The sequence below is a fragment of the Paenibacillus sp. sgz302190 genome, assembly GCF_059820445.1.
In genome coordinates this window covers 142403-166730 of sequence record NZ_JBZYAO010000011.1, presented here as the reverse complement: position 1 = coordinate 166730, position 24328 = coordinate 142403, and the positions used below count along the sequence as shown (strand labels likewise).

General features: G+C 52.5%; 23 protein-coding genes and 1 pseudogene. 4 read left to right on the top strand and 20 right to left on the bottom strand.

Annotation, left to right across the window (positions count from 1 at the left end; all coding sequences use genetic code 11):
• Positions 1-125 precede the first annotated feature (125 nt).
• Positions 126-668 carry a 1,2-dihydroxy-3-keto-5-methylthiopentene dioxygenase gene (locus AC6RNO_RS14865; protein ID WP_497105882.1) on the top strand — a complete coding sequence of 181 codons (543 nt, stop codon included), beginning with the start codon at positions 126-128 and terminating at the stop codon, positions 666-668.
• A 75-nt stretch (positions 669-743) separates the two neighbouring features.
• Here AC6RNO_RS14865 and AC6RNO_RS14860 read toward each other — a convergent pair whose 3' ends face one another.
• The 3 genes from AC6RNO_RS14860 to AC6RNO_RS14850 all read right to left on the bottom strand — a co-directional run bounded on the left by AC6RNO_RS14860 (position 744) and on the right by AC6RNO_RS14850 (position 2312).
• The gene (locus AC6RNO_RS14860) at positions 744-1541 is read right to left on the bottom strand and encodes an HAD-IA family hydrolase (RefSeq protein ID WP_497105881.1); all 798 of its coding nucleotides are present in this window, start codon (positions 1539-1541) and stop codon (positions 744-746) included.
• A 42-nt stretch (positions 1542-1583) separates the two neighbouring features.
• Positions 1584-1772 (bottom strand): DUF896 domain-containing protein, encoded by a 189-nt coding sequence (locus AC6RNO_RS14855; protein ID WP_474681740.1) that lies wholly within the window; start codon positions 1770-1772, stop codon positions 1584-1586.
• Positions 1773-2015: 243 nt separating this feature from the next.
• A complete protein-coding gene (locus tag AC6RNO_RS14850) occupies positions 2016-2312 on the bottom strand; it encodes a LysM peptidoglycan-binding domain-containing protein (RefSeq protein ID WP_474681741.1) in 297 nt (98 codons plus the stop codon).
• Positions 2313-2579: 267 nt separating this feature from the next.
• Between AC6RNO_RS14850 and lexA the strand changes: the two genes are divergently transcribed.
• On the top strand, positions 2580-3197 hold the full coding sequence (gene lexA / locus AC6RNO_RS14845) for a transcriptional repressor LexA (protein ID WP_474681742.1): 618 nt from the start codon (positions 2580-2582) through the stop codon (positions 3195-3197).
• A gap of 132 nt (positions 3198-3329) precedes the next feature.
• Positions 3330-3728, top strand: a complete 399-nt coding sequence (locus tag AC6RNO_RS14840; RefSeq protein ID WP_497105880.1) for a hypothetical protein — start codon at positions 3330-3332, stop codon at positions 3726-3728.
• An 89-nt stretch (positions 3729-3817) separates the two neighbouring features.
• On the opposite strand, the pseudogene AC6RNO_RS14835 reads toward AC6RNO_RS14840, so the two are convergent.
• Positions 3818-4494, bottom strand: a pseudogene (locus AC6RNO_RS14835) (vWA domain-containing protein).
• A 227-nt stretch (positions 4495-4721) separates the two neighbouring features.
• Between AC6RNO_RS14835 and AC6RNO_RS14830 the strand changes: the two are divergent.
• Positions 4722-5195 carry a hypothetical protein gene (locus tag AC6RNO_RS14830; RefSeq protein ID WP_497105879.1) on the top strand — a complete coding sequence of 158 codons (474 nt, stop codon included), beginning with the start codon at positions 4722-4724 and terminating at the stop codon, positions 5193-5195.
• Positions 5196-5700: 505 nt separating this feature from the next.
• Here AC6RNO_RS14830 and glnA read toward each other — a convergent pair.
• From glnA to AC6RNO_RS14750, 16 genes are all read right to left on the bottom strand, one after another.
• Positions 5701-7041: a type I glutamate--ammonia ligase gene (glnA, locus tag AC6RNO_RS14825; RefSeq protein ID WP_488438259.1), complete on the bottom strand. Its 1341-nt coding sequence runs from the start codon at positions 7039-7041 to the stop codon at positions 5701-5703.
• A gap of 31 nt (positions 7042-7072) precedes the next feature.
• Positions 7073-7483, bottom strand: coding sequence for a MerR family transcriptional regulator (locus AC6RNO_RS14820; protein WP_474681747.1), 411 nt, complete (start codon positions 7481-7483; stop codon positions 7073-7075).
• Positions 7484-7577: 94 nt separating this feature from the next.
• Positions 7578-8828, bottom strand: coding sequence for a methionine gamma-lyase family protein (locus AC6RNO_RS14815; protein ID WP_497105877.1), 1251 nt, complete (start codon positions 8826-8828; stop codon positions 7578-7580).
• Positions 8829-8830: 2 nt separating this feature from the next.
• Positions 8831-10150 carry a GTPase HflX gene (gene hflX / locus AC6RNO_RS14810; RefSeq protein ID WP_497105876.1) on the bottom strand — a complete coding sequence of 440 codons (1320 nt, stop codon included), beginning with the start codon at positions 10148-10150 and terminating at the stop codon, positions 8831-8833.
• Positions 10151-10323: 173 nt separating this feature from the next.
• Entirely contained in the window at positions 10324-11601 is a 1278-nt protein-coding gene (gene efeB / locus AC6RNO_RS14805) for an iron uptake transporter deferrochelatase/peroxidase subunit (protein WP_497105875.1), read from the bottom strand.
• Positions 11602-11652: 51 nt separating this feature from the next.
• Positions 11653-12867: an imelysin family protein gene (locus AC6RNO_RS14800; protein ID WP_474681751.1), complete on the bottom strand. Its 1215-nt coding sequence runs from the start codon at positions 12865-12867 to the stop codon at positions 11653-11655.
• A 59-nt stretch (positions 12868-12926) separates the two neighbouring features.
• Positions 12927-14402, bottom strand: coding sequence for an FTR1 family protein (locus AC6RNO_RS14795; protein ID WP_497105874.1), 1476 nt, complete (start codon positions 14400-14402; stop codon positions 12927-12929).
• Between the two features lie 1262 nt (positions 14403-15664).
• Complete coding sequence (glpX, locus tag AC6RNO_RS14790) at positions 15665-16630, bottom strand: class II fructose-bisphosphatase (protein WP_497105873.1); 966 nt, start codon at positions 16628-16630, stop codon at positions 15665-15667.
• Positions 16631-16657: 27 nt separating this feature from the next.
• On the bottom strand, positions 16658-17371 hold the full coding sequence (locus tag AC6RNO_RS14785) for an FCD domain-containing protein (protein WP_497105872.1): 714 nt from the start codon (positions 17369-17371) through the stop codon (positions 16658-16660).
• A gap of 12 nt (positions 17372-17383) precedes the next feature.
• Positions 17384-18109 (bottom strand): LUD domain-containing protein, encoded by a 726-nt coding sequence (locus tag AC6RNO_RS14780; RefSeq protein ID WP_497105871.1) that lies wholly within the window; start codon positions 18107-18109, stop codon positions 17384-17386.
• Entirely contained in the window at positions 18102-19619 is a 1518-nt protein-coding gene (locus tag AC6RNO_RS14775) for a LutB/LldF family L-lactate oxidation iron-sulfur protein (protein WP_497105870.1), read from the bottom strand. The genes AC6RNO_RS14780 and AC6RNO_RS14775 overlap by 8 nt, the downstream gene beginning before the upstream one ends.
• A complete protein-coding gene (locus tag AC6RNO_RS14770; protein WP_497105869.1) occupies positions 19616-20344 on the bottom strand; it encodes a heterodisulfide reductase-related iron-sulfur binding cluster in 729 nt (242 codons plus the stop codon). The genes AC6RNO_RS14775 and AC6RNO_RS14770 overlap by 4 nt, the downstream gene beginning before the upstream one ends.
• A gap of 99 nt (positions 20345-20443) precedes the next feature.
• Entirely contained in the window at positions 20444-21211 is a 768-nt protein-coding gene (locus AC6RNO_RS14765) for a DeoR/GlpR family DNA-binding transcription regulator (protein WP_474681758.1), read from the bottom strand.
• 21 nt (positions 21212-21232) lie between these two features.
• Complete coding sequence (locus tag AC6RNO_RS14760) at positions 21233-22705, bottom strand: FGGY-family carbohydrate kinase (RefSeq protein WP_497105868.1); 1473 nt, start codon at positions 22703-22705, stop codon at positions 21233-21235.
• Positions 22702-23922 carry an L-rhamnose isomerase gene (rhaI, locus tag AC6RNO_RS14755; RefSeq protein WP_497105867.1) on the bottom strand — a complete coding sequence of 407 codons (1221 nt, stop codon included), beginning with the start codon at positions 23920-23922 and terminating at the stop codon, positions 22702-22704. The genes AC6RNO_RS14760 and rhaI overlap by 4 nt, the downstream gene beginning before the upstream one ends.
• Positions 23923-23952: 30 nt before the next feature.
• Entirely contained in the window at positions 23953-24324 is a 372-nt protein-coding gene (locus tag AC6RNO_RS14750; RefSeq protein ID WP_497105866.1) for a sensory rhodopsin transducer, read from the bottom strand.
• Between the last annotated feature and the right edge of the window lie 4 nt (positions 24325-24328).

Here is a 24328-nt window from a genome sequence, read left to right as displayed (position 1 = left end):
TGAAAAGATTTCTATTTATCAATAATTCCTATGGGGTATGTAGGATTTTTTTATGCAAATTCATCGACATGAGTCAACATTTCATCTATAATACAAGTATATTTTATTGGAAAGAGGGATGTACGTTGGCACAAATTCGAATTCGCAACACTAATGAACGCATCGAAGGTGAAGAACAGGTAAAAGCCTTCTTGGATAGCCACAACGTCGTGTACGAACACTGGGATACTTCCAAGCTTCCTGAAGCGCTTCGCGAAAAATTCGCCCTGAGCGACGAAGAAAAAGCGCAAATTTTGAGCATTTATGACGAAGAAATTCGCGATCTTGCCGCAAGACGCGGTTACGAAATTTGGGATGTCATTTCCTTGTCCGACGCTACGCCAAACATCGAGGAACTGCTCAAAAAATTCGAACAGGTTCACACGCACACTGAAGATGAAATCCGTGCAATCGTAACAGGACGAGGCATCTTCATTATTAAATCGGAAGACGAAGTCGGCTACTTTGACGTCGAGCTTGAAGCCGGAGACGTTATTTCCGTACCGGAAAATACGAACCACTTCTTTACGCTGATGGATAACCGTCAAATCGTAGCGGTACGCCTCTTCATCGAAAAAGACGGCTGGATCGCCTACAACGTTGACGACCCGGAGTTTGCAAAGGCCTGATCCTTTCATAAAGAACCCAAAAGCCCAACGATCCGAGGATTCGATTCCCCAGCCGTTGGGCTTTTGTTTGCAATTTTACCGGCCGTTCGCAATAATCGGCAAAATTTCTTGCAGTCGGGATACTTCAAAAGCAGGAACGATTTCGTCGCCGCGCTGCAGCCCGTGATGATTAATCCAAATATTGCGCATGCCTACGCTTCCCGAGCCGAGAATATCCGTAGTCAGCTTGTCCCCGATCATGATGCCTTCGGAAGCTTCAATACCCAGAAGCTCCATCGCATGCCGGAAAATCGAAACCGCCGGCTTCCCTTCCCCAAACGCTCCGGAAATAACGATATGATCAAAATAAGGTGCAATATCGGGCACTCCGGCCAACTTTTCCATCTGCAAATCGGGAGAACCGTTCGTCAGCAGCAGCAGCTTGTAATTGCCTTTCAGCGCATCCAGTACTTGAAACGTCTCTTCGTAAACGAGAGGACGGCGGCGGCGTTCGGCCGGGAACATTTCGCCTAATTTGTAGCCAAGTTCCTTGTCCTCAATACCGAGTGCCTGAAGCCCTCTTGTCCAAGACTCCGTCCGATAGCCCGGAGCCAACTGTTCCAGCTTGCGAAAATGCTCATGTTCTCCCTGGGTAAAATGAGCCCACAGCCCTTCAAACGGATTAATGCCGATCATTTTCGTGAATGGGAACGTTTCGTAAGATTCGTAAAGCGCTCTGGCCTCCTTGCACACGGCCTCTTCCAATTCATTCGGCTTGATCGAAGCGTAATGTTTGGCCGCTTCCTCGCATGTTGCTTCAAAAGCTTCCTTCACGCTGCGATCGTCCCATAACAGCGTATCATCCAAATCAAACAGCACAGCCTTGAGCGGCATCGTTACATTTCCCCTTTGAATGCATCTATAAATGTTGTTGCTTTACTTCTCTTCTTCATCGGCAAACTTGATAGAATCCAACTGTACCTTAAGAGAGGAGCGGAACGCTTGGATATATTTTTTTCTCAACTCGTTGCGCTCATCAATTTCTTCATCCGTTAAGCCAACTGTTTTCGCTTTGCGGGCAAGTTCGTTGATTCTCTCTATGTTCTGGTCCATATTATCGCTCATGATAGTCCTCCCTGCCATTACTCAGTCTGACTACTACTTTGCCATTCCGCTACCCGAATGTCAAGGCAATTGCACGCAAAAAAAGACTAAGGCAAGTAACTTAGTCGGCAAATGAGCTTGATTCAGAAAATCCGAATCGAACATGAACGAATATGTCTCATTTCACTTAGGAATGAAATTGGAGGTATCGTTGACCGCCGAAACTAAATAATACGGCCAGGGGTCCGATATAAATGCCAGGCATTAAGGCAGCAGCAAGATTTGCCCTTCATAAAGGTACGTGGAAGTAAGTTTGTTCAATTTCTTAACTTTATTCATATACGAACGAATATCCTGACCTTCGCTTATTCGGGATGAAGCTATAGACCAGAGCGTATCGCCGCGTTCAACGATAAGATGGTTTGGGATTTGTACGGATTCATGAATGGGCTCAGGCGACCGGGTGGAAGCGGCGTTCGCGCCATCTCCTGCGTAAGCTTGTACGATTGCGCCAAAAGAAAACACGGCAAGAAGCGCGGCAGCAAGCAAAATGAATTTCAAAGATCGCTTCGTCAAACCGAAAAACCGATGGAAACGATCCGAACGTGTCGTAGTTCTCGCTGTCGCTGGTCTTGCATGAAGTTGCCGTGAGTTGCTTCCTTCTGAATATGCAATGTACATAACATTCATCCCCCAAACATTTGTTCTGAAATCAGAATATCACGAACAAACGTTTGTGTCAATAAATCTTCGAACTTATGTTTGTACGAACTCCGGTTCTGTGTTATAATTTGGTTAATGATTTTTTCATAGATGGAGTGATAACTATTGAGTAAAATATCCCAACGCCAACAAGCAATTTTGGAGTTTATCAAGAACGAAGTGAAAGATAAGGGCTACCCGCCTTCCGTTCGGGAAATCGGCGAAGCCGTCGGACTGGCCTCCAGTTCGACCGTGCACGGGCATCTGGAACGTCTGGAGAAGAAAGGCTTGATCCGCCGCGATCCGACCAAACCGAGAGCTATTGAAATTTTAGGTCTCGACGGAGCGGAGAGCAACTTCGCTTTATCCGTGGCGCGCGTCCCGTTAGTCGGCAAAGTAACGGCCGGCGTACCGATTACGGCAACGGAGAACATCGAAGACTACTTCCCCCTCCCGTCCCACCTCGTCGGCGACAACAACGTGTTTATGCTCAGCGTATCCGGCGACAGTATGATCGAAGCCGGCATACATAATGGCGACTATGTTATTGTCAAGCAGCAGCAAACCGCCGACAACGGCGATATCGTCGTCGCCATGACCGAAGATGACGAAGCAACGGTAAAACGTTTTTACAAAGAACGGGATCACATCCGTCTGCAGCCGGAGAATTCGGCCCTCCAGCCGATTCTTCTGAAAAACGTAACCATCCTTGGCCGCGTTATCGGCCTGTTCCGCGATATGTAAGCACAAAAAAAACCACCTTTAGGGTGGTTTTCGCTTTTAAAATACCGATCGAACTCCGGAACTGCAATTCGATTTCTTATAGCTACTATCCCTTTTACTTGGACCGAAACTGATTCGAGAGGTACAAAGATCTTGAAGAACAAGACAAGAAAAATAATTGTAGGCGAAAATGAATACCTATATGTGATTGACCAGAAGTATAATCAACAGTTGAGTAATATTTCTCTTAAAATATCTTTAAAAGTCCTAAAAAATATAACATGCACATTCTTTTTTTGTACTTGGGATGATCCAATTACAGGAAATCCACTATTAGTCGGTACATCCTTAAAAAATAAAGATACCAACATAATTGAAAAATATAATTTACATAATCCAAGAACGATTAGAGCTTTTATTTTGTATGGTTTGGAAAATGGGTGGACTGGAAAAAACATTATAGAATTCCAGGACGGGCTCGATATTATTGGTAAGATGGGATATGACATTTCACGGTTGAAACCAGTAACCAGGGAAAATTTAAAGAATTAAATCTCGTTTCGTTGGCGTTCCCCAATCCATTTCTTGCCCTTTAGGCGCCATCAATCAAGGCTTTCACAACCCGGGAGATGATCAATTTGTTATAATATCCCTTTATCTTTTGCTTCTCTTATCCACAAAGGGAATTCATTCAATAAATTTTCATACAGCTCTTCATCGCTCGTTTTTTCAATATCCGTAATTTGAAAAAAGTTCGCATTGTCGACGACTCTGCCTTCGATAGTATCCAGCTTTTTCAACACTCCGAAATCGGAATTGCCAACACCGACAAACTGCCAAAATAATGGAAGGTTCGAAGATTCAATGATCGCCTTGTCGATCGTATCTCCCGTCCCCCTCTTCACCCCGCCGTCATTAATAAAAATAATGAAAGAGGGAACATTGCTCTTTTCTTCCACGGTATATTTTTTTATCACATCTCTCATGACCGGCGACTCATCGTTGCGGCCGAACTTGGATATGTTCTGGTTTTCAAGCACATGCTTGTTGACGTAACCTTCGAAATCTTCCTCGCTGACAGAGGGCAGCCTGCTGAATTTGTGGTCGTATATCCAGATGTCCAACACACCGTCATCGTCCAGCCTGCTGGCGACAGCCAATATTTTTTCGACTACTTTCTGAACCGTACCGTTTTTGTAAAGCAGTCTCATCGAACCGGATATGTCCAGCACCAACGCAACTTTGGCCACCACGCTCGACAATTGTTTTTTTCCAAAACGATTCCCAGTTTTTGCTTGCTTAAAGTAATCGTGCTCATCGTATCCACCTCTATAAGTTTGATAGTTTAAGAGTATCATGTTTTTTGAATTATTGGTATTTTTCAACAAAGGGACTTAAATATAGGTTCAACCAGATTGAAGAGGCTTGGAAGAAATCCAAACAGAACTATTTCATCCAATATTAGTAAATTTTAATTTACAAGTTGTACAATATATATTACAATTTATATTGTAATTATTTTGTATTTATAGGAGGAACTTAGGAATGAGTAAAAAAGTTTTTAATGGTCTGTTAGCTGTTGCACTTACTACTGGTATCTTGGCTTCTAGCACTACGCTTCCTGCGGCTACGGCTTCGGCAGCAGAATCAACATCAAAGGAAGTACAATCAGCTCAACTGCAAGCAGTCGTGTATGATTCGATGTGGTTTAATCACAATTACCTGACAGAAAATGACGGATGGGTGAGTACGTTTCGTAATGGGTATTTTACAGTCAACTCCACCCGTACTTACTTGTTTGATGTTCAGCAACGCACATACGACAGCAGTTACGATGTCGAAGAGGTTGAGTACAGGTTAGTCAATGAGAATGATTCATCGGGTACTCGATACTTTTCATGGAGCGGAAGCCAAAGACGCTCGGTATACGTTACTCTAAAACCTGGCACTTATCATGTTGAGTACTACAGTCATGGAGAAGTGCCAGTCAGGATTTTTGGCACAGTTGATCCGGTTTAATACATTTCGTTTTGCTCCCCCACAGCCACTTGGTTAGTGGGGGATCGTTTTTTAACGTCGAAAAACCTGCAAATCCTAAAAGAGGATCTCCCAGTCACATTTGGCGGCAAACCGATAGACAATGAAACGCGCGAGCGTATATAAGATATGCTCACTAGTTACTTTAGGATGAAATGGAAAGCGATGGAACCAATGGAAACTACAACCTTGAAATGATCGGGAATCAATGAGACACTTGATTTCTAGGGAACAATGATGGGGGACTTTTGGGGAAACAAAGACGTTGCGATAGGAAAGAATCATCAAAATCAACACAAGACTTGTCAATGAGATGCAGTCATGCCGACTGTAAGACCAAAATAAATGAGGTCTTGGAGAAGCAGGCCAGGGAATATTTTTTTTTGGGGGCGTGCCGGGGGCATTTCCGAAAAAAACTAATTAATTTCGGTATGCCCGCCGCAACGCCATCCCCCTCAAAACCCTTTAAAAATCATGGTTTCAACTTTTAATATAACGACAAATACTGATCTCTTTCCCAAGGATGTACTTGCGTACGATACATATCCCATTCAATTTCTTTCAGTTCATAGAAATGAGCCAGGGCGTGCTCGCCGAGTACGTCGCAAATGACTTCGTCGCGAATCAGTTCGTCCAGCGCGGTCTTCAGGTTCACTGGCAAGCTTGGAATTCCTTGCTCTTCTCTTTCCTCTTCCGTCATCACGTAAATGTTGCGGTCGGTTGGCGGCGGAAGCTGCATTTTGTTCTTGATGCCGTCAAGACCGGCTGCAAGCATAACGGCAAGGGCAAGATACGGGTTGGCCGCAGGGTCCGGGTTGCGGACTTCAACGCGCGTGCTTAAACCGCGGGAAGCCGGAATACGAATCATCGGACTGCGGTTGCTTGCGGACCATGCTACGTAGCATGGCGCTTCATAGCCTGGCACAAGGCGTTTATACGAGTTAACGGTAGGATTCGTGATAGCCGCAAAAGAGCGGGCATGACGAAGTACACCTGCCATATAGTGTCTGGCTACTTGACTTAAACCTAACTTATCATTCTCGTCATAGAACACGTTAACGTCGTCTTTAAAAAGCGACTGATGGCAGTGCATGCCTGAGCCGTTCATTCCGAAAAGCGGTTTCGGCATGAACGTGGCGTGCAGCCCGTGCTGTCTTGCAACCGTTTTTACAACGAGTTTAAAAGTTTGAATTTGGTCGGCTGCTTTAATCGCATCCGCATATTTGAAATCGATTTCGTGCTGTCCCGGCGCTACTTCATGATGGGAAGCTTCGATTTCAAAGCCCATTTCTTCCAAAGTAAGCACGATATCGCGGCGGCAGTTTTCGCCCAAATCCATCGGGGCGAGATCGAAGTAACCGCCTTGGTCGTTCAGCTCCATCGTCGGGTTGCCTTTGTCGTCGGTTTTGAACAGGAAGAACTCCGGTTCCGGTCCGACATTCATAGCCGTATAGCCCATTTCTTTGGCCTGCTTCAGAGCGTTTTTCAAAATGCCGCGCGGGTCACCCGGGAACGGCCTGCCGTCAGGAAGGTAAATATCGCAAATCAAGCGCGCCACTTTGCCTTCCGTAACCCATGGAAAAATGACCCAAGTGCTCAAGTCAGGGTACAAGTACATGTCAGATTCTTCGATACGGACATAGCCTTCGATGGAAGAACCGTCGAACATCATTTTGTTGTCAAGCGCTTTTTCCAGCTGGCTGCGCGGAATTTCCACGTTTTTCACGCTGCCCATCAAATCGGTGAATTGCAGACGGATGAAACGAACGTTCTCCTCTTCGGCGATGCGTAAAATGTCTTCTTTCGTGTAATTGGTGTTGTAACCCACGGCCATGCTCCTCTCGTTATTATGACGCTATTTAATGAAAAAATCGGGACAATTCGCCTTGAATCAGTGACACTTGACCCGGACGTTTTCCGCCTCCGATCAACTGCTGCTTCAGCATTTTGTGCAGTTGGGAATCGGTAAGCTCCTTGCGCTTCACTTCCGTGTGCTCGTTGATGATGGTTGCATCCTCGGAATCTTTGGAAACCGGCAAAAGCACCTGTTTAATTCCGGCGATGTTAACGCCTTTCTCGATCAAATCTTTGATCTCCAGCAATCTCTCCACATCGTTAAAAGAGTAAAGCCTTTGATTGCCTGAAGTTCTGGCAGGTATAACAAGCTCATGCTGTTCGTAGTAACGGATTTGCCTCGCTGTCAAATCGGTAAGTTTCATGACGATGCCAATCGGGAAAAGCGCCATATTTCTGCGAATTTCATCAGTCATCCTAATCACTCCTGAGTAAGTAAGTCCTAATCTCATTGTACCTTCGTTGCAAAAACATGTCAAGGAGTGTTAGGTTTGTTTACAGTCCTATTTTTCAAATTAAACCCTTGTCCGCCATATGCTGGATGGCCGTCAACACGCCCAATTTGCAGTGCGAGTAAGTCAGACCGCCCTGCATATAGGCGATGTAGGGCTCGCGGATCGGAGCGTCCGCGGACAGCTCCAGGCTGCCGCCTTGAATGAACGTGCCGGCGGCCATAATGACCGGATGCTCGTAGCCGGGCATGTCCCAGGGCTCCGGGACGACATGCGCATCGACGGCGGCCGCTTTCTGGATGCCCTGCACGAAAGTGATCAGATGCTCCGCGGACGTGAAGCGGATCGCTTGAATCAGATCCGTGCGCGGCTCGTGCCAGAGCGGACGGCTTTCAAAGCCGAGATCTTCGAACAGCGCTGCTGCGAAGACCGAGCCCTTGACCGCTTGCCCCACCAGGTGCGGGGCAAGGAACAGCCCTTGAAACATGGCTCGCGTCGCGCCGAGCATGGCCCCCACCTCGCCCCCGATGCCTGGGGCGGTCAAGCGGTAGGCGGCGAGCTCGACAAGGTCGCGCCGCCCGGCGATGTAGCCCCCGGACGGGGCGATGCCGCCGCCGGGGTTTTTGATCAGCGAGCCGGCCATCAGATCGGCGCCGACTTGCGTCGGTTCCTGCGGCTCGGTGAACTCGCCGTAGCAGTTGTCGACGAACACGATCGTCTCGGGGCTCGCCTCTTTCACAAATCGGACCATCTCCCCGATTTGTTCCACCGTGAACGACGGCCGCGGATCGTAGCCGCGCGAACGTTGGATGCCGACCACCTTGGTGTTCGGCCTGATCGCTTTCGCGATGCCCGGCCAGTCCGGCGAGCCGTCCGGCAGGAGGGCAACCTCGCTGTACGCGATGCCCCAGTCCTGCAGCGAGCCGGTGCCGTCGCCCGGCTTGCCGATCACTTTATGCAGCGTATCGTAAGGCTTGCCTGTTATGTAAAGCAGGTGATCGCCGGGGCGCAGCACGCCGAACAGCGCAGTGCCGATCGTATGCGTGCCCGATACGAAATGCGGCCGCACGAGCGCCGCCTCGGCCCCCAGTGCGTCCGCATAGACGAGATCGAGCACTTCCCGCCCGCGGTCGTTATAGCCGTAGCCCGTCGAAGAAGCGAAGTGATAGTCGCTTACCTGATGCTTTTGAAAAGCGCGGATCACTTTCCATTGATTCAGATCGATCGTTTTTTCAATGCTGCGGAACGCCGGCTCGATTCTGCGCTCGGCACGTTCCATCAGCGCCAAGATGTTTTCCCCGAATTGCATGCCTAGAAGCTCTCTCCCTGTTCTTCCTGCTGAACGCGCTGCTCGTCGAAAGCGGCCAGCAAGTAACCCATTTTCTCGTAATCGTCTTTGTTCACGCGAACTTGAAACACCATATCTTCGCCGTCGACTTCGTTGCGGATAACGTCGCCGATCCGGTATACGAGCGAAATCATATCCCCTTTGTCGGCCGGAATGCGGAACAGCTTGTTCTCGCCCATCAGCTTCTCCTGCACGGCAAGGCGCAGCCGTTCCAAATCCGCTTCGTCATAAGCGGAAATTTTCAAAAAATCGCCTTCGGTCGTCAGCATATCCCGCTCCTGCAGCGAGCAAAGATCGATTTTATTAAAAACCGTAAGCTGCTCTTTTTGGTGCGCGCCAAGCTCTTCCAGTACCTCCGAGACGACGCGCATTTGCTCGCTGCGCATTTCGGCTTGGCTGTCAACAACGTGCAAAATCAGATCCGCTTCGTTCGCCTCTTCCAGCGTGGCGCGGAACGATGCGACCAGATCATGCGGCAGGTTTTGAATGAACCCTACCGTGTCGGTCAACACAATTTCCTTGCCGCTCGGCAGCTCCATCGTCCGCGACGTAGGGTCCAGCGTGGCGAACAGTTGGTTCTCTACATAGACGTCCGCTTGCGTCAGCTGCTTGAGCAGCGTGGATTTGCCCGCGTTCGTGTAGCCCACGAGCGCAACCTGAAAAACGCCCGTCTTCTTGCGGCGTTCGCGGTGCAAATTGCGATGGCGCACGACTTCCTCAAGCTGCGCCTTCAGCTCGCCGATCCGCTCGCGTATGTGCCTGCGGTCCGTCTCCAGCTTCGTTTCGCCGGGACCCCGCGTCCCGATTCCGCCGCCCAGCCTGGACAAGTTTTTGCCTTGTCCCGACAGCCTTGGCAGCAAATAGCTGAGCTGCGCCAGCTCTACCTGGATGATGCCCTCGCGCGTCTTGGCGCGCTGTGCGAATATATCCAGGATCAGCTGGGTGCGGTCGATGATTTTCACATCGAGCGCCGCTTCCAGGTTGCGCACCTGCGCCCCCGACAGCTCCTGGTCAAAAATCGCCGTGTTCCCGCCGAGCTCGTCGATCAGAGCTTTCAGCTCCTCGACCTTTCCTTTGCCGATGAACCATTTGGTGTCCACGGACTCCTTGTTCTGGGTCATCGTATCGAGTACGAGCACGCCGGCCGTCTCGGCAAGTTTGATCAGCTCCTGCAGCGAGTACTCGGCGAGCGCCTCGTTCTTCTTTTGCTGCTGGGTAATCAAACTGACAAGCACGGCGCGGTCCTGCCGCTCGCTTTCCACTATATGTGAGGTTGGTTTCATACCATTCTCCTTTATCGAAACGTAATGCTTGAGCCATTCAGAGCCCAACATCATTGTGGATGAAAATGGCGGGAAAGTCAATTTGCATGCCGCGGGCAAAAGCAAAAGACCGCAAAGGGTCGTCTCTGCGGTCTGCGCTGCCGTCCTCGACTCGCGAAGCGGCGTTATGCTTCTTATTCAAAGAGGCTCTGTCCCAAATAAGACCCTTGCGCCGGAACGCCCGGCAGCACGGCAAAATACCCCCCGCCCGTCGTTTCCGTATAAGCGAGCATTTGATCGGGCATTTTCGGATTGGTCAGCCTTTTTTGTATAGATTCGAACTGAGTTTGCAGGTTGCGGTTAAAACAGACGAACAAGAGGCCGGCGTTCATCCGCCCGACTTGATCCAGATTTTCCATAAAATTGTATCCGCGGCGTAAAATGCGCTCGCGCTCCGAATTTTCGCCCGTACGCGGATTGGATAGCCGGATATGGGAATCGAGAGGCGTCTTATCGCCTTTCGCATCGCCCGTAAAATTCGGCTGCTCGAATTCGGTCTGGGCGTCAAGCGGGGCTCCCGACACTTTTTTGCGTCCGATAATATTTTCCTGATTCGTAAACGGCTGCTGATCCCACGTCTCGATGCGCATGTTGATGCGGCGCACGACCATGTAGCTTCCTCCGGCCAGCCAAGGCGCGCCGTCGGCTGCGTCGATCCACACGTTATTGTTCATAAACTTGTCGTCGTTCAAAGCCGGGTTGTTCGTCCCGTCCTTAAAGCCGAACAGGTTCCGCTTCGTGCCCTCCGCCTTGACGCTGAGCTGGCCGGTCTGCTGCCAGCGCAGGTGAGCGACGCCACGGGCCGCCTTGGTCAAGTTCCGGATCGCATGGAAGCAGATCGTCGGATCGTCGGCGCAAGCCTGGATGACGATATCACCGTGCGTCAGCTGCTCCTGCAAGGAATCCTTGTGGAACTTCGGCATCTCTGTCAGCCCTGCCGGTTTGCGGGAACGCAGCCCGAAGCGGTCGGTCCCGTTCTGCTCGAACAAGGAGGGGCCGACTGCGAACGTAATCGTCAGTTTGCTGTCCGCCACGCCGATCTGCTCGCCCGTATCGGTAGGCGGAAATTTGCCTTCCTGCGGCTCCGGGGCCAGCGGTTTGCCATCCATCAGCAGAGCGGCCATTTCCGTCCATTTGCGGAACAGCTCTTTCAATTCTTTAACATCGTTCGTAGTCACGTCAAATGCGGCGACATTGGCACAATTTTGCTGGGGCGTCAAAATGCCTGACTGATGGGCTCCGTAAAACGATATTCGTTCTTCCGCTGCGCCCCCGCCTTCCGGTTTCGCGCCCTGGGAAGCAGGAACGCCGTGCTGTGCCTGCGTTTTGCCGATGAAGTCGCCCAGCACAAGCCCTGCCGCGCCCGCAGCGGTCATGCCGAGAAATGCCCGGCGGTTTATTTTATCCTTCAAAGCTTCCCCATCCCTTCGCAAGTATGAACTGTATCTCCGGCATAACGAACATTACTGTCCAAGTGTACCAGGCATTTTTACCAGCGGCTCCGCCAGAGCTTCCAGCTTGTTTTTCAAATCGACTTGCTTGGATTTGTCCAGCTTGCCGAAATCGTTCCAGGTCGTTCCCACAGGCGACAAAACGTTCATTTGATCGATAACGGCCGTGAGGCTTTTGCTAATTTTTTCGTCAAGGGCCGCGTCTTTTTTCTTCAACTCGTCCTTCACAAGCGTGTAAATCTCCTGGGCACCTTCCACATTGGCCCGAATGACAGGGACCGTAGCTCCGCTCCAGCGCTCTTCCTCGCCGGTAATTTTGGACGATTGCGCTTCCTCCATCAATTCGCCCACGCCGGTTACGAAATCGGTCGCTTCAATGTTCGTGGCGGCGATGCTTTGCTGCATTTTTTTGCCGTCTTCAAGCAGCCGCGCCGCAAACGGTTCCGCGTCTTTCACTGTCTTTTTCACAAACAGAATGTTCTCGATGCGGTGGAATCCGGTGAAATCGGGATCTTCCTCGCTTTTAAAATCGTCCACGCGGGCGTCCATCACGCCGTCCAGTTCCTTGAATTTTTCAATAACTGGCTCGATGCGCTCATACGGCAGACGCGATTGCACGTAAGCTTCCTGCGCTTTTTGCAAATCCCCGCTCTTCACGGCTTCATTCAACTTATCAAGCAGCGAGACCAACTGCTTCCCTTGGTCCTGCACATACTGGTTGTACGCTTTCGTCGCTTCCTGCAGCTCCTTGGAGCCGGAAATGGCCGCGTTGTTCACAGCCCCTTTATTTTCCGCAAAAGAAGTGCTGAGTTCTTTGACCACATTCACCAGTTCGTCGTTCAGCTTGCCAAGCGCGGCAAAATCGAGGCTGCTCTGCTTGAGGCCCGCTTCAACGGGAGTTAAGTATTTTTCCACTTTGACGTACAGTTCGGGATACTTCGGCTTCACTTCGTCCTCGAAGCTTGCCCACTGCTCTTCAAGCGTGTCCGACATTTTTTTCGCATCGTCGACTTTCTTTTGATCGAGCTGCTGTTTCAGCCCTTCTATCGTTTTCAGCAAAACGGCAGAGCCGTCTTTGGCCGGCGCTTTCGCGACGTTGGGTGTCGGGCTCGCTTCGAGGGATGCCGCCGGAGAAGCCGACGGAGCAGGAGCCGCGGTTTTGCCGCAGGCGGCCAGAGTCATTGCTGCTGCAGTTGCAAGTACGATAACTTTCATATGTTTTTTCATGCGATGGGTTCCCCTTTATAATGGAATAAAAGTATATAATTATCGGTCGAGCGGCTTTGCTATGCGGTTTGATTGCGCAGCTTGAAGCTCTTGCTCATATCTCTTCCGGCGGCTATTGCGGCGCCAAGAAGCAGCGCCAGCTGCGGCAGCGCACTTTCGAGGGTCGGATACAGCGCCACCGCGTCCCAGGATGGAAGCCACGCTTCCGTCGTTGCCGGCAGTACGCCTGCGAGCTGCAGGCCGTGGATGCCCATGCCCGTGAATTTGAAGCATAGATAGAACACAAATACGCTGGAAACGAGGAAAAACGGGCGCATCGGAATGCGCAAACCGATTTTCAAGATCAGGTACGCGACGATGATCAAAAGCACGACGCCGATTGCGATTCCGCCGAGCAGCGAGCCCAGCGAAATGGACGAAGCCATGCCGATCATGAACAGAACGGTCTCCGTTCCTTCGCGGAAAACGGCCAAAAACGCAAGCACGCTAAGCGACACAAGGCTTCCCGTAGCCAAAGCTTTGACGCTCTGGTCGCGGATATACTTCTGCCAATTGGATACGCTGGATTTGCTGTGCAGCCAATAGCTCATATAGAGCAGCATAACTGCGGCGAACACGCCTGTGCAGCCGGCGATCAGGAAGTTATTGTTGCCGAACGCGCTGGAGGAGAACAACTGCTGCACGATAATGCCGAGCACCATGCTGACAAACAGACCGGACCCGACGCCGAGCCAGATCCATTTCTTTTTGTCGCCATGTCCCGACTTGTTCAAAAAGCCGAGCAGTGCAATAACAACAAGCAAAGCTTCCAAACCTTCTCTTAATAAAATCGTCGTAGCGTCGAGCATCGTATAGCTTGTTTTGGATGCCAGCGGCGCCAGTGCCGTATGCATGCGGTCAATCGTTGCCGCAGCGTCGGCCGTTTTGGCCGGGTTAGCTGACAATTGGGCGTACGCCGTAACCATGTCCCGCTCCATCGACTGGTACACTTCGCTCGACTGCGTCAGCACGATGCCCTCGATGTCCAGCCACGAGCTGCGCAGCTTTTCGATGCTGGCCTTGGCTCCGTTCAGATCATTTTTCTTGAGCTGATCCGAAGCGCTCTCCAAAAGCGCCACCAGCGAGCTTATCGTCACTTTCTCCCCGCTGACAGTCACTTCGCCGAACGCGTCGAGCCGCCCTTCTATGAAGGCCTTGTTCAGGCTGTGCAGCTGCTCCAGGCTCGCTTTCAGCTTATCTTTGTCAATCGGGTCCTTGACCGTTTCAAAAGACACCTCGCCCATGGCCGCTTCGATTTTCTGATAAGCCGCTCTCGAGCGCTCTTTAATCCCGTCCTCGTAGCTCAGCCAGTTCGTCTGGAACTTGTCAAATTCGCGTGCCGCCTCGTCCACCTTACCGCCGGCTGCCGCCTGAATCGCGCTTTGTATGCCTTCATCAGCTTTCTTCAGATCATCTTCCGCCTTGGCAAACAAAGTCGCCGGAAACGACAATACAAAGAGAAGGATCAAAGAAACTGCGATGATTCTTTTTCGCATAGTCACCATTCCTATTGAGAATTATTATCATTGATAATCATAATCATTATCACACTTCATATATTCTACTCCTTTCGTTCACGTTGTCAATGCATAATATGTGTAAAATGAGATGAACCTCTATCGAGGTCTTTCGAGGATAAGCGACCGCGCTTAGAGGTAGGTTTATTCGCCAATAAGAATGCTGCTCTACGCGCTTTAACGCTGTAAAGAACTCATTTTTTGTGGTAAAAAAGGCCGGGCAGCGGGTAAAATCGATCCCAGTGCCCGACCTATTAGGTTCAATGTCGCCAACTTTCGCAAGATGATTTCCCAGAACACCTTCTTCCGTAACCATTGGCAGGCTAGCCGTGCGCCACGAACATCATTCGAGCGTTTGAAACGGCAAGGAAGGGGGGCGCGAAAATTGCGAAAGGAAAGGCTGTTGAGAAATCACGAAAATCAAACAAGACACCAAAAGGATGATCTAAATGACCTCTGAGGTTATTGCCCTTGCTTAAAAATCTGAGGGGAAATCCATTGGACTTTCCCAATATCCCGAATTGTGATGAATTTCCGGGTAAAAATGGGTTTGAGCAATTGCTGCACAATCTCATTAGCAAGAATGTTTTACTGCAGGCGTCTCAACGAGCAACAAGCTGCACTTTTCAGGTGATTGAGAAAACGTGCATTGGCGAGACTCATCCCTATTAACGCGCATCTTCCCTAATCCACGCCTCTCCTGCAGAGTTGTGCCGCTGAAGTTGGGGTATAGGGCTGCTTGACAGGCAAAAACCTGCGAAAGTGCAGGTTTTTTCTATAGAAATGGTTCATTTTGGCGAAAAGCCTGCGATTGTGCAGGAATTTTTGATGAAAATGAACTATCGCCCATGTCCGCGGAGAAAAGCCTGCACAATTGCAGGAATTTTCCTTGGCCAGCGTATCAACCGGGAAAAAACTGTACTTTTGCAGGTTTTTCCCTTGCCACCAAGTAAATGTGCGTCTGGCAATGGCCTGTGAGCCCCTGTGCGTCCTGATGCGATAAGCTTTAGCCAGTGGGTTTCTGGGCTGCCTGACCCGGCTGGCTTTAGGCTGTAGATTTTTGGCTGTCTGACCCGGCCGGCTTTAGCCTGTAGATTTCTGGACAGCCGATGCGACCGGCCTTAGCCTGCGGGCTTCTGGGCTGCCTGACTTTTGCAGGTTATCTGCGCAAGAGGGAAATGATCTTCGATCAAGCGCCCCCGCCCTGCGTAGGCAGCAAGCTCTCCACAAGCGAAATAGCTTCAGCTTTTCAAAAACGGTTTGTTCGGCAAATAGTGCATCGAGCGGATGTAGCGGATCGTTTTCGTTTTCGCTCTCATGACGATGGAGTGGGTTTCGGCCCGTTCGTCGGGGAAATACCGCACACCGCCCAAAAACTCGCCCGGCGTCACGCCGGTAGCGGCGAAAATGACATCGTCCGAGCCCACCATATCTTCCATGGTCAAAATTTTGTAAGGATCGCTGATGCCCATCTGGATACAGCGGTTGTATTCGTTGGCGTCGGCAGGCATCAACCGGCCTACCAGCTCGCCGCCCAGGCATTTGAGCGCGGCCGCGGCAAGAACGCCTTCGGGCGCCCCGCCCGAGCCGACGTAAAGGTCGATCCCCGCCTCGGGGAACGCCGGGGCCATTGCTCCGGCCACATCGCCGTCGGACAAAAATTTGATCCGCACGCCGACTTTCCGCAAGCTTTTGACGATCGATTCGTGCCGGGCCCGGTCCAAAATCATGACCGTCAGGTCGGACACTTTTTTGTTCAGAGCGGCGGCGGCCTTTTGCAAAGTCACTTCCATAGGATCGCTAATGCTCAGCTTGCCGACCAATGCCGGCCCCACGGCCAGCTTTTCCATGTACATGTCAGGCGCATGAAGCAAATTTCCTTTTCCCGCTACGGCCACGACCGACATTGCATTGTTCAGCCCTTTGGCGACGATCTCCGTGCCTTCCAGCGGATCTACCGCAACATCGACTTCGGGACCGTTCATGCTGCCCACTTCTTCGCCGATGTACAGCATCGGAGCTTCGTCCATCTCGCCTTCGCCGATGACGACCGTTCCACTGATGGACACGGAATCGAACATGGCTCGCATCGCCGAGGTCGCTGCACCGTCCGCACTGTTTTTGTCTCCCCTGCCCATCCAGGGCGCAGATGCCAGCGCCGCCAATTCCGTAACGCGTACAATTTCGAGCGATAGTTCCCTTTCCATTGTTAACCCCCTTTGCGGTCTATGGAATCAGTTTTGCAAATATTTGACCAAAATACTCTCGACATGCTCCAAATGCTGTCTCATCGTATGTGCAGCCTTATTTTTGTCTCCGGCTTTCACGGCCTCATAAATGGCCAAATGCTCTTGCAACAATCGCTGTCCCACAGAAGAATTCGCGTACATCTCGACACGGCGCGTCTCTCTGATCGCCATTTCCATCGGGCTCATAATGGAATCGAACAACCGGACCATCGTTGAATTGTGCGTAGCCTTAACGAGAGCGAAATGGAACAGCAAGTCCGTCCGTTCTCCCTCCAACTCGTCGCCGATCGCCCCTTCCATCTCCTTCACCAAACCGTACAGTTCTGCAAGATCCTCATCCGTCCGCTTCTCCGCCGCGATCGCCGCATTCGAAACTTCAAGCGCCTGGCGCGCTTCAATGAGTTCAAGCAGCGTCGTCCGGTTCATGCGCAGCGATTCCAGCTTGGGCATCGGGATTTCTCCGGCCGTACTGCTGATGACGGTGCAGCCTCCGCCCTGGCGAATTTCAATCAATCCCATCGCCTTCAAAGCGCTCAGCGCCTCCCTGGTCGTTGACCGCCCTACGCCGAAACGTTCCGACAGCTCCTTGGTGGAAGGCAGTTTATCCCCCACTTTGAGCCGGCCCTGAACGATCAGATTGTGCAGCTGCTCGGTGATCGCTTCGTAATGGTTGCGTTTTGTCAGTTTGGTTACTTCCATAGTATGGCCTTTCTACCCTACGATCAGCGCGTAAACGATGCCCGGACCGTGAACGCCGATGGTCAGGTCGTTCTCGATGTCCGCCGACCGGCTCGGTCCCGAAATGAAATGAATGCCCGCAGGAAGCCCCTCTCTTCCGGCGCGGTCGAAGTTCACAAGCACTTCTCCGAGCCTTGTGCGCAGCCGATCCGCCGGAATGACCGCGAACAGCACCGTCGGCAGCAGGCTGACCGACCGACCCTTGTCCTGCGAGGACAGGACGGTGATCGAGCCGGTGTAGGCCGCGGCATAGTCCGCGATGACGACGCCGAAATCGGCCTCGGCCGCGCGGGCTTTCCAATGCTGCTCGGGATCGCTGTTCCAGACCGAAACCGCGGCGTCCTGCAAAGCCTCTTCCAGACCGAGGCTGTCCAGCTCCGGCTGGTTTTGGCGAATGACGTACCTGGCGCTCATTTCGTCCGCTTTTTGTACGATGAATCGCTTGACTTCCTCCCAATCGCTCAGACGCGCCACATGTCCGCCCGCACTGCGGAAATTGTCCGTAAAGCGGTCGATCCGCTCTTCCGGTGACCATTCGAAATCGTGCCAGAAGTCCGGGGCTCCCTGGAAAGGACGGGCGGGCTTCTCCGTCACCCGCGGCCGCTTCAGCTTGCTCGCGATCCCGTTCATAAAAACCTGCTGCCGGGAGCGCGATTCCGCCTCCATCTGCTTAAGCCATTCCTGATGCGTATCAGCCATGATGATGCCCTCCTCCTTGTTCGCGCTTCTTCACAATATCTTCCATACGCTTCTTGATCGAAGGATCCATTTCCTTCAACTCGCGGTGAATTTCTTCGGCAAAAGTTCCCCATTGGTCGCGGAACGACTCCTTGGGCAGACTCGGGGTGACGCGGTAGCTGTTCCAGCCTTTCAAAGGTCCCAGCTTCAGCCGGATCACTCCGTCGCGGGCAACGAGCTTTTGGCCGATTTTGCCGAGCTTGAGCACTCCCGCAAACGTTTTGGAGCTGCCGGTCAAAGTCGAAAAACCTTTCATCCCGAACGATTCCAGCTTGTTGCCGTAGCCCCTTTCCACTTTGCGGCGGCGCAAAGCGACAAGCATGTCGTGCAGCGGGATTTTCACCGGACATGCCTCGTAGCACGCGCCGCACAGGCTGGACGCATTCGCGATGTCGTCCCATTCGGCGACATTTTTGTTCAGCGCCGGCGTCAGCACCGCGCCGATCGGGCCGCTGTACGTTCCGCCGTAAGAATGGCCGCCGATATGCCGGTAAACCGGGCAGGCGTTCAGGCAAGCTCCGCAGCGGATGCAGTTGAGCAGCTCCTGGAATTCCGGATCTCCGAGCTGGAGCGAACGGCCGTTGTCGACGATGATGATATGCATCTCGTCGGGACCGTCGGCATCCGCCTCCCGGCGCGGGCCGGTAATGCCGGACATGTACACCGTCAGCTTCTGGCCTGTCGCCGAACGCGGCAGCAGCGTAGCCATGACCTCCAGGTCCGACCAGGAAGGGATAATGCGCTCCATGCCCATGAGCGTAATTTGCGTTTGGGGAACGGTCGTCACCATCCGCGCGTTCCCTTCGTTCTCAAACAGCACCATCGAACCGGTTTCGGCGATGGCGAAGTTGCAGCCGGTCATGCCGATGTCGGCTTCGAGAAATTTTTCGCGCAGCTTTTTGCGGACGAAGCCGGCGAGCACCGACGTATCCGGGGGCAGCGTTTCGCCGGCTTCCTTGGACAGCAAATCGGCGATCTGGTAGCGGTTTTTGTGAATCGCCGGGATAATGATGTGCGACGGCGTTTCGCCGGCCAATTGGATAATGTACTCGCCAAGGTCCGTCTCGACGGCCTCCACGCCGATCGATTCCAGCGAATGATTCAGGTGCAGCTCCTCGCTGACCATCGATTTGGACTTGACGACGGACTTCGCCGACTTCCGCTCTGCGATGGCCAGCGCGATTTTCACCGCTTCTGCGCCGGTATCGGCAAAATGGACATGAACGCCGTTCGCGCGCGCGTTATCGACAAACAGATTCAAATAATAGTCCAGATGGGCGATCGTGTGCAGCCGGATTTGCCGTCCGCGCTCGCGCCATTCGTCCCAGTTTCCGTGCTCTTCGGAAGCTTTCTTCTTCCCTCCGCGCAAACGCTCGGTCGTAAAGCGCACCGCCTTGCGCAAAAACTCGTCGTTTAGAGCCAGCTCAGCCCGCTCCTTGACCGTGGATGCCGCCGTATGCTTCGCGCTCATGACTGGTTCACCCCTTCATACAGCAGTTCGGCCAAATGCATCACTTTGACCTTCTCGCCCCGGTAGCGCAAATTGCCGGCAATGTTCATCAGGCAGGCCATGTCGAGGCCGACCAGCACTTCGGCTTCCGTTTCCTTGACATGATCGACTTTCTCCGTAACCATCGCACCGGAAATATCCGCCATTTTCACCGCAAAAGTACCCCCAAACCCGCAGCAGTCCTCGGCAAAAGGCAGCGGCACGAACTCCAGGTTTTTGACGTTTTGCAAAAGTTCCATCGGCTCATCCTTGACGCCGAGCAGCCTGCTTCCGTGACAGGACGGATGATACGTCACCTTGTGCGGAAACACCGCGCCGACATCCGATACGCCGAGCACCTGCACGAGGAATTGCGTAAACTCGTACGTTTTTGCTTGCAGTTTCTCGGCTTTTTGCCGAAGAACGGGATCGTCTTTGAACAAATCCGGGTAATGATGAATCATGTACGTGCACGAACCGGAGGGAGAGATGACAAAATCGCTGTCTTCAAACGCTTCCAAAAGCGTTTTCGCAGACGCCCGCGCATCGTCCCAGTAGCCGCTGTTGTAGGCAGGCTGGCCGCAACACGTCTGTACAACAGGAAATTCAAGATCTACGCCGTATTTGGCCAAAAGCCGGACCATCGATTGTCCGACCCGTGGAAACAGGGCATCGCTCAAACAAGTAATAAACAAAGAGACTTTCATGGGACACCTCTTTTACGAAGTAAAATATGTTATCAGGTTATCAGACATGTTGGACAAACAGCAGAACCTGAATATTCGAATCAGGCTCCGCTGCTGTAATTATACGATATGATACTGCATGCCTCGATCTTTTAGTTGGCCTATCGTTTCGTCCGAAATGCGTCCGTCCGTAATCAGCGAGTCGACATCCTGGAATTCGGCCACGTGCGTAAAAGCCCGCACGCCGAATTTGCTTGCATCGGCCAGCAAAATGACCCGCTCGGCAATCTCGATCATCTTTTGCTTCACACGCGCCTGCATCTCGTTCGATTCGCTGATGCCGCGCTCCAAATGGACGCCTTTGCAGGACAAAAACAGTTTGTCGACGTGATATGCGTCCAGAGAACGCTCGGCCAGCGGGCCGACATACGATAGCGAGCGCTTGGCAAGCTGTCCGCCGGATGAAATCACTTCGATCTTTTCTTTTCCGGCCAGTTCCGTCGCCACTTTGATGGAATTGGTAAGAACGGTAAGCGGAATGTCGGGAAGGAAAGACGCCATGTACCATGCAGTCGAGCTGGCATCGAGAATGATCCGGTCATGCGGCTGAATGGACAGAACAGCTTTCTGCGCAATTCTTTTCTTCTCTTCGGCAAAGGTGACTTCCCGCTCGAAAAACGGCGTCTCCGACTGCTGCTCCTTCCCTTCCTTCACGCTGACCGCCCCGCCGTGCGACCGCCGCAGGCGGCCGGCAAGCTCCAGACGGTCCAAATCGCGGCGAATCGTCTCTTCCGTCACCTGGCACAATTCGCTTAATTCGGACACACGGATGCTCCCTCTTTCATTGACCAGCTGTACAATTTTTTCATAGCGCTCCGCGACCAACATCCGATAACCTCTCTCTAATCGTTATTCCTTAAGTCCTGTTGCATGAAGGAACCGGCCGTAGGCCTCCTCCCATGCTCCCCGGTCTTCGGGCTCGTAGACAGCGACCGGGAATGACTCCGCGATAACTTTGCGGGCTTCCCAAATGTCGGCAAACACGCCCTGGGCCAACCATTGCACGACCAGATTGCCGATAGCGCTGCCCTCAGCGGGGCCGGCCCATACCGGTTTGCCGATGGCATTCGCGGACCACCGGCACAGAAGCTTGTTCTGAATGCCTCCGCCGACCATATGCAGCCCGCCGAATTGCTGCCCGGAAACCTGCTCCGTCATTTTCAACACATAACGGTATTTTAACGCCAGACTTTCCAAAATACAACGAACAACCTCGCCGGGCTGCTCAGGCGGCTTCTGCCCGGTTTGCAGGCAGTACTGCCGGATGCGCGGACTCATGTCTCCGGCATGCAGGAACGATGCATCGTCCGGGTCGATCCAGGAACCGAATGCGGGCGCTTCCTCCGCCAGCTTCACGAGCTGAGGGAACGTGTATTCTACGCCGGAACGGTCCCATTCCCGCTTCAGCTCCTGCAAAATCCAGAGCCCCATTATGTTCTTGAGCAGGCGGAACGTATGTCCGACCCCGCCTTCGTTCGTAAAGTTCAGCTTCATAGACAGCTCGTTGATAACCGGACGATCGACCTCCGTGCCCATGAGCGACCACGTTCCGCAGCTCAAGTAAGCGAACGAACGCTCCAGGGCGGGCACGGCCGCCACCGCCGAGCCGGTGTCGTGCTCCGCAACCGCGATGACCGGCACCTCGGGCACGCCAAGCTCAGAGCTGACCGAGGACAGCAAACGGCCGGCATGCGCCCCGGGATGTACGACTTGGCCGAACAGTTCGCCCGGAATTCCGATCGCAGCGAGCAGCTCGCGGTCCCATTGCCCCAAGACGGGGTTGTACAGCTGCGTCGTCGTCGCGTTGGAAAATTCGTTCGTCATTTCGCCCGTCAAATAATAGCGCAGCAGGTCCGGAATCATCAGGAACCGCCTGGCTTCTTTTAAAAACGGGGAATCGGCGGCTTTCAGGGCTGCCAGTTGATAAATCGTATTAAATGGAAGAAATTGAATGCCCGTACGCTCGAAAATAAATTCCCGTGGAATCGTTTCGAGCACCTTCTCCATCGTTCCTTCCGTATGTAAATCCCTGTAATGGTACGGGTTGCCCAGCAATTCGCCGTTGCTGCCGACGAAGCCGAAATCGACCGCCCATGAGTCGATGGCGAGACTGTCCGGCGATACGCCGCGGTGCTTCGCTTTCAGCAGCCCCTGCTTGATTTCATGATACAACCGCAAAATATCCCACTGCAGACGTTTGCCGACCTGTACCGGATCGTTGGAAAAACGGTGAAGCTCCTCGACCTCGATGGTCCGGTCGGTCAAGCGGCCGAGCAGCGCCCGGCCGCTGCTCGCCCCCAGATCATACGCGAGGATGCTCACCAGCTCGCACCGCCCTTGCCTCTCGCCAAAATTTGTTTGCCGTAGCCGCTTTCCAAATAAGCTTTCATCGGATCGACCGGCAAGCCCTGCTCTTCGCGAATAGCGTGAAGCAGCGGCGTTACGTCGAACTCGAACGCTTTGCGCACGGCATTTTCGGCGCCGAGCACATCGCCGCTTATTTGCGCAGCTTCCACCTCTGCATGATCGATCAGCAGCGCTTTGGCGTACTGCGTTTGCACGTTGAGCACGGAGCGCAGCATCGCCGGAATTTTCGCCTCAATGTTGTGCGACTGGTCGATCATGTAAGCGATGTTGGCGACGTTGCTGCGAATTCCCGCATCGGCATCGCCCGCCGCATTCAGAATTTGATAAAAAATCAGGAACAGCTCGTATGGATTCGTGGTACCGACAATCAGATCGTCGTCCGCATATTTCCGGCTGTTGAAATGGAAGCCCCCTAGACGCTTTTCGTCGATGAGGTATGCGACGATATGCTCAATGTTCGCGCCCTGGAAATGATGGCCGGTATCTACGAGCACTTCCGCTTGCGGCCCCAATTTCAGCGCATAGTTGTAGGCCATTCCCCAATCCGCCAGATCCGTATGGTAAAAAGCCGGCTCAAAGCATTTGTACTCGATCAGCATGCGCATTTCCGGCGTCAGCGCGCTGTACATGGCGCTCAGCGCTTCGAACATCCACGCTTTGCGCTTGCGGATGTCCCCTTGTCCCGGGTAATTCGTACCGTCGGCGAACCACAAGCTTAAATCGCGCGAGCCCGTCTCTTTGGCAATGTCGACGCACTCCAGCAGGTGATCCGTGGCTTTGCGGCGAATCGCGGCGTCCGCGTTTGTCACGCTGCCCAGCATATAGTCCTCGTCCTGGAACAGATTCGGATTGACGGCGCCGATCTTCAGCCCGAGGCTTTCGGCATGATTGCGCAGCTTGCCGTAATCGTCGACTTTGTCCCACGGAATATGGATAGCGACCGAAGGACACAAGCCTGTCAAGCCGTGCACCTGCGCGGCGTCGTCGAATTTTTCGAACGGATTGCGCGGCACGCCTGTTTTTTGAAACACTTTAAAACGGGTTCCGGAATCCCCGTAGCCCCAGGACGGCGTTTCGATTTTGAGCGCTTTCAACGTAGCTTTTACTTGGTCCAGATTGATTCCTCTTGCTTGCTGCTGCTCTTCGAATAACGCATAAGCGCGATCTGACATGTATATGCACCCTCTCAAAATGTTGTTCGTTTACTTGACCGGAAACGCCATGGTCGACATCAGCGTATTCTCGGCCTGCGTCGAGTCCAGACGGCTGTATTGGACAATGATCGGAATATCGCTTTGAACTTCTATAGCGTAAGGAACGCCGTCCGGAATCGGCGCCCCCTCTTTATTCAGCGTGCTCGTGCGAATATGTTTCGTGCGTCTGGCAGGAACGACGACCAGAATGTCCTCCATCGGCTCCCGGTCTTCAAAATAAACCGTAAACCGGAGAAGCGCCTCGTCCGACGAGCAATTCAGCACGCAAACCGATTCATGGCTCGTAAGCTCTCCCGAGCTTTTCTCCGGAATGTAGCCGTCCGGAATAAACCAGTACTTTTCGCCTCTAGCTTTGTACATACGC

Coding starts and splice junctions, on each gene's coding strand:
- AC6RNO_RS14860 (WP_497105881.1), bottom strand. CDS start 1,541: ATGCCGCTCAAGGCTGTGCTGTTTGATTTGGATGATACGCTGTTATGG.
- AC6RNO_RS14855 (WP_474681740.1), bottom strand. CDS start 1,772: ATGAGCGATAATATGGACCAGAACATAGAGAGAATCAACGAACTTGCC.
- AC6RNO_RS14830 (WP_497105879.1), top strand. CDS start 4,722: ATGAGTAAAAAAGTTTTTAATGGTCTGTTAGCTGTTGCACTTACTACT.
- AC6RNO_RS14820 (WP_474681747.1), bottom strand. CDS start 7,483: ATGACTGATGAAATTCGCAGAAATATGGCGCTTTTCCCGATTGGCATC.
- AC6RNO_RS14815 (WP_497105877.1), bottom strand. CDS start 8,828: ATGCAATTCGGGGAAAACATCTTGGCGCTGATGGAACGTGCCGAGCGC.
- hflX (WP_497105876.1), bottom strand. CDS start 10,150: ATGAAACCAACCTCACATATAGTGGAAAGCGAGCGGCAGGACCGCGCC.
- AC6RNO_RS14800 (WP_474681751.1), bottom strand. CDS start 12,867: ATGAAAAAACATATGAAAGTTATCGTACTTGCAACTGCAGCAGCAATG.
- AC6RNO_RS14795 (WP_497105874.1), bottom strand. CDS start 14,402: ATGCGAAAAAGAATCATCGCAGTTTCTTTGATCCTTCTCTTTGTATTG.
- glpX (WP_497105873.1), bottom strand. CDS start 16,630: ATGGAAAGGGAACTATCGCTCGAAATTGTACGCGTTACGGAATTGGCG.
- AC6RNO_RS14785 (WP_497105872.1), bottom strand. CDS start 17,371: ATGGAAGTAACCAAACTGACAAAACGCAACCATTACGAAGCGATCACC.
- AC6RNO_RS14780 (WP_497105871.1), bottom strand. CDS start 18,109: ATGGCTGATACGCATCAGGAATGGCTTAAGCAGATGGAGGCGGAATCG.
- AC6RNO_RS14775 (WP_497105870.1), bottom strand. CDS start 19,619: ATGAGCGCGAAGCATACGGCGGCATCCACGGTCAAGGAGCGGGCTGAG.
- AC6RNO_RS14770 (WP_497105869.1), bottom strand. CDS start 20,344: ATGAAAGTCTCTTTGTTTATTACTTGTTTGAGCGATGCCCTGTTTCCA.
- AC6RNO_RS14765 (WP_474681758.1), bottom strand. CDS start 21,211: ATGTTGGTCGCGGAGCGCTATGAAAAAATTGTACAGCTGGTCAATGAA.
- rhaI (WP_497105867.1), bottom strand. CDS start 23,922: ATGTCAGATCGCGCTTATGCGTTATTCGAAGAGCAGCAGCAAGCAAGA.
- AC6RNO_RS14750 (WP_497105866.1), bottom strand. CDS start 24,324: ATGTACAAAGCTAGAGGCGAAAAGTACTGGTTTATTCCGGACGGCTAC.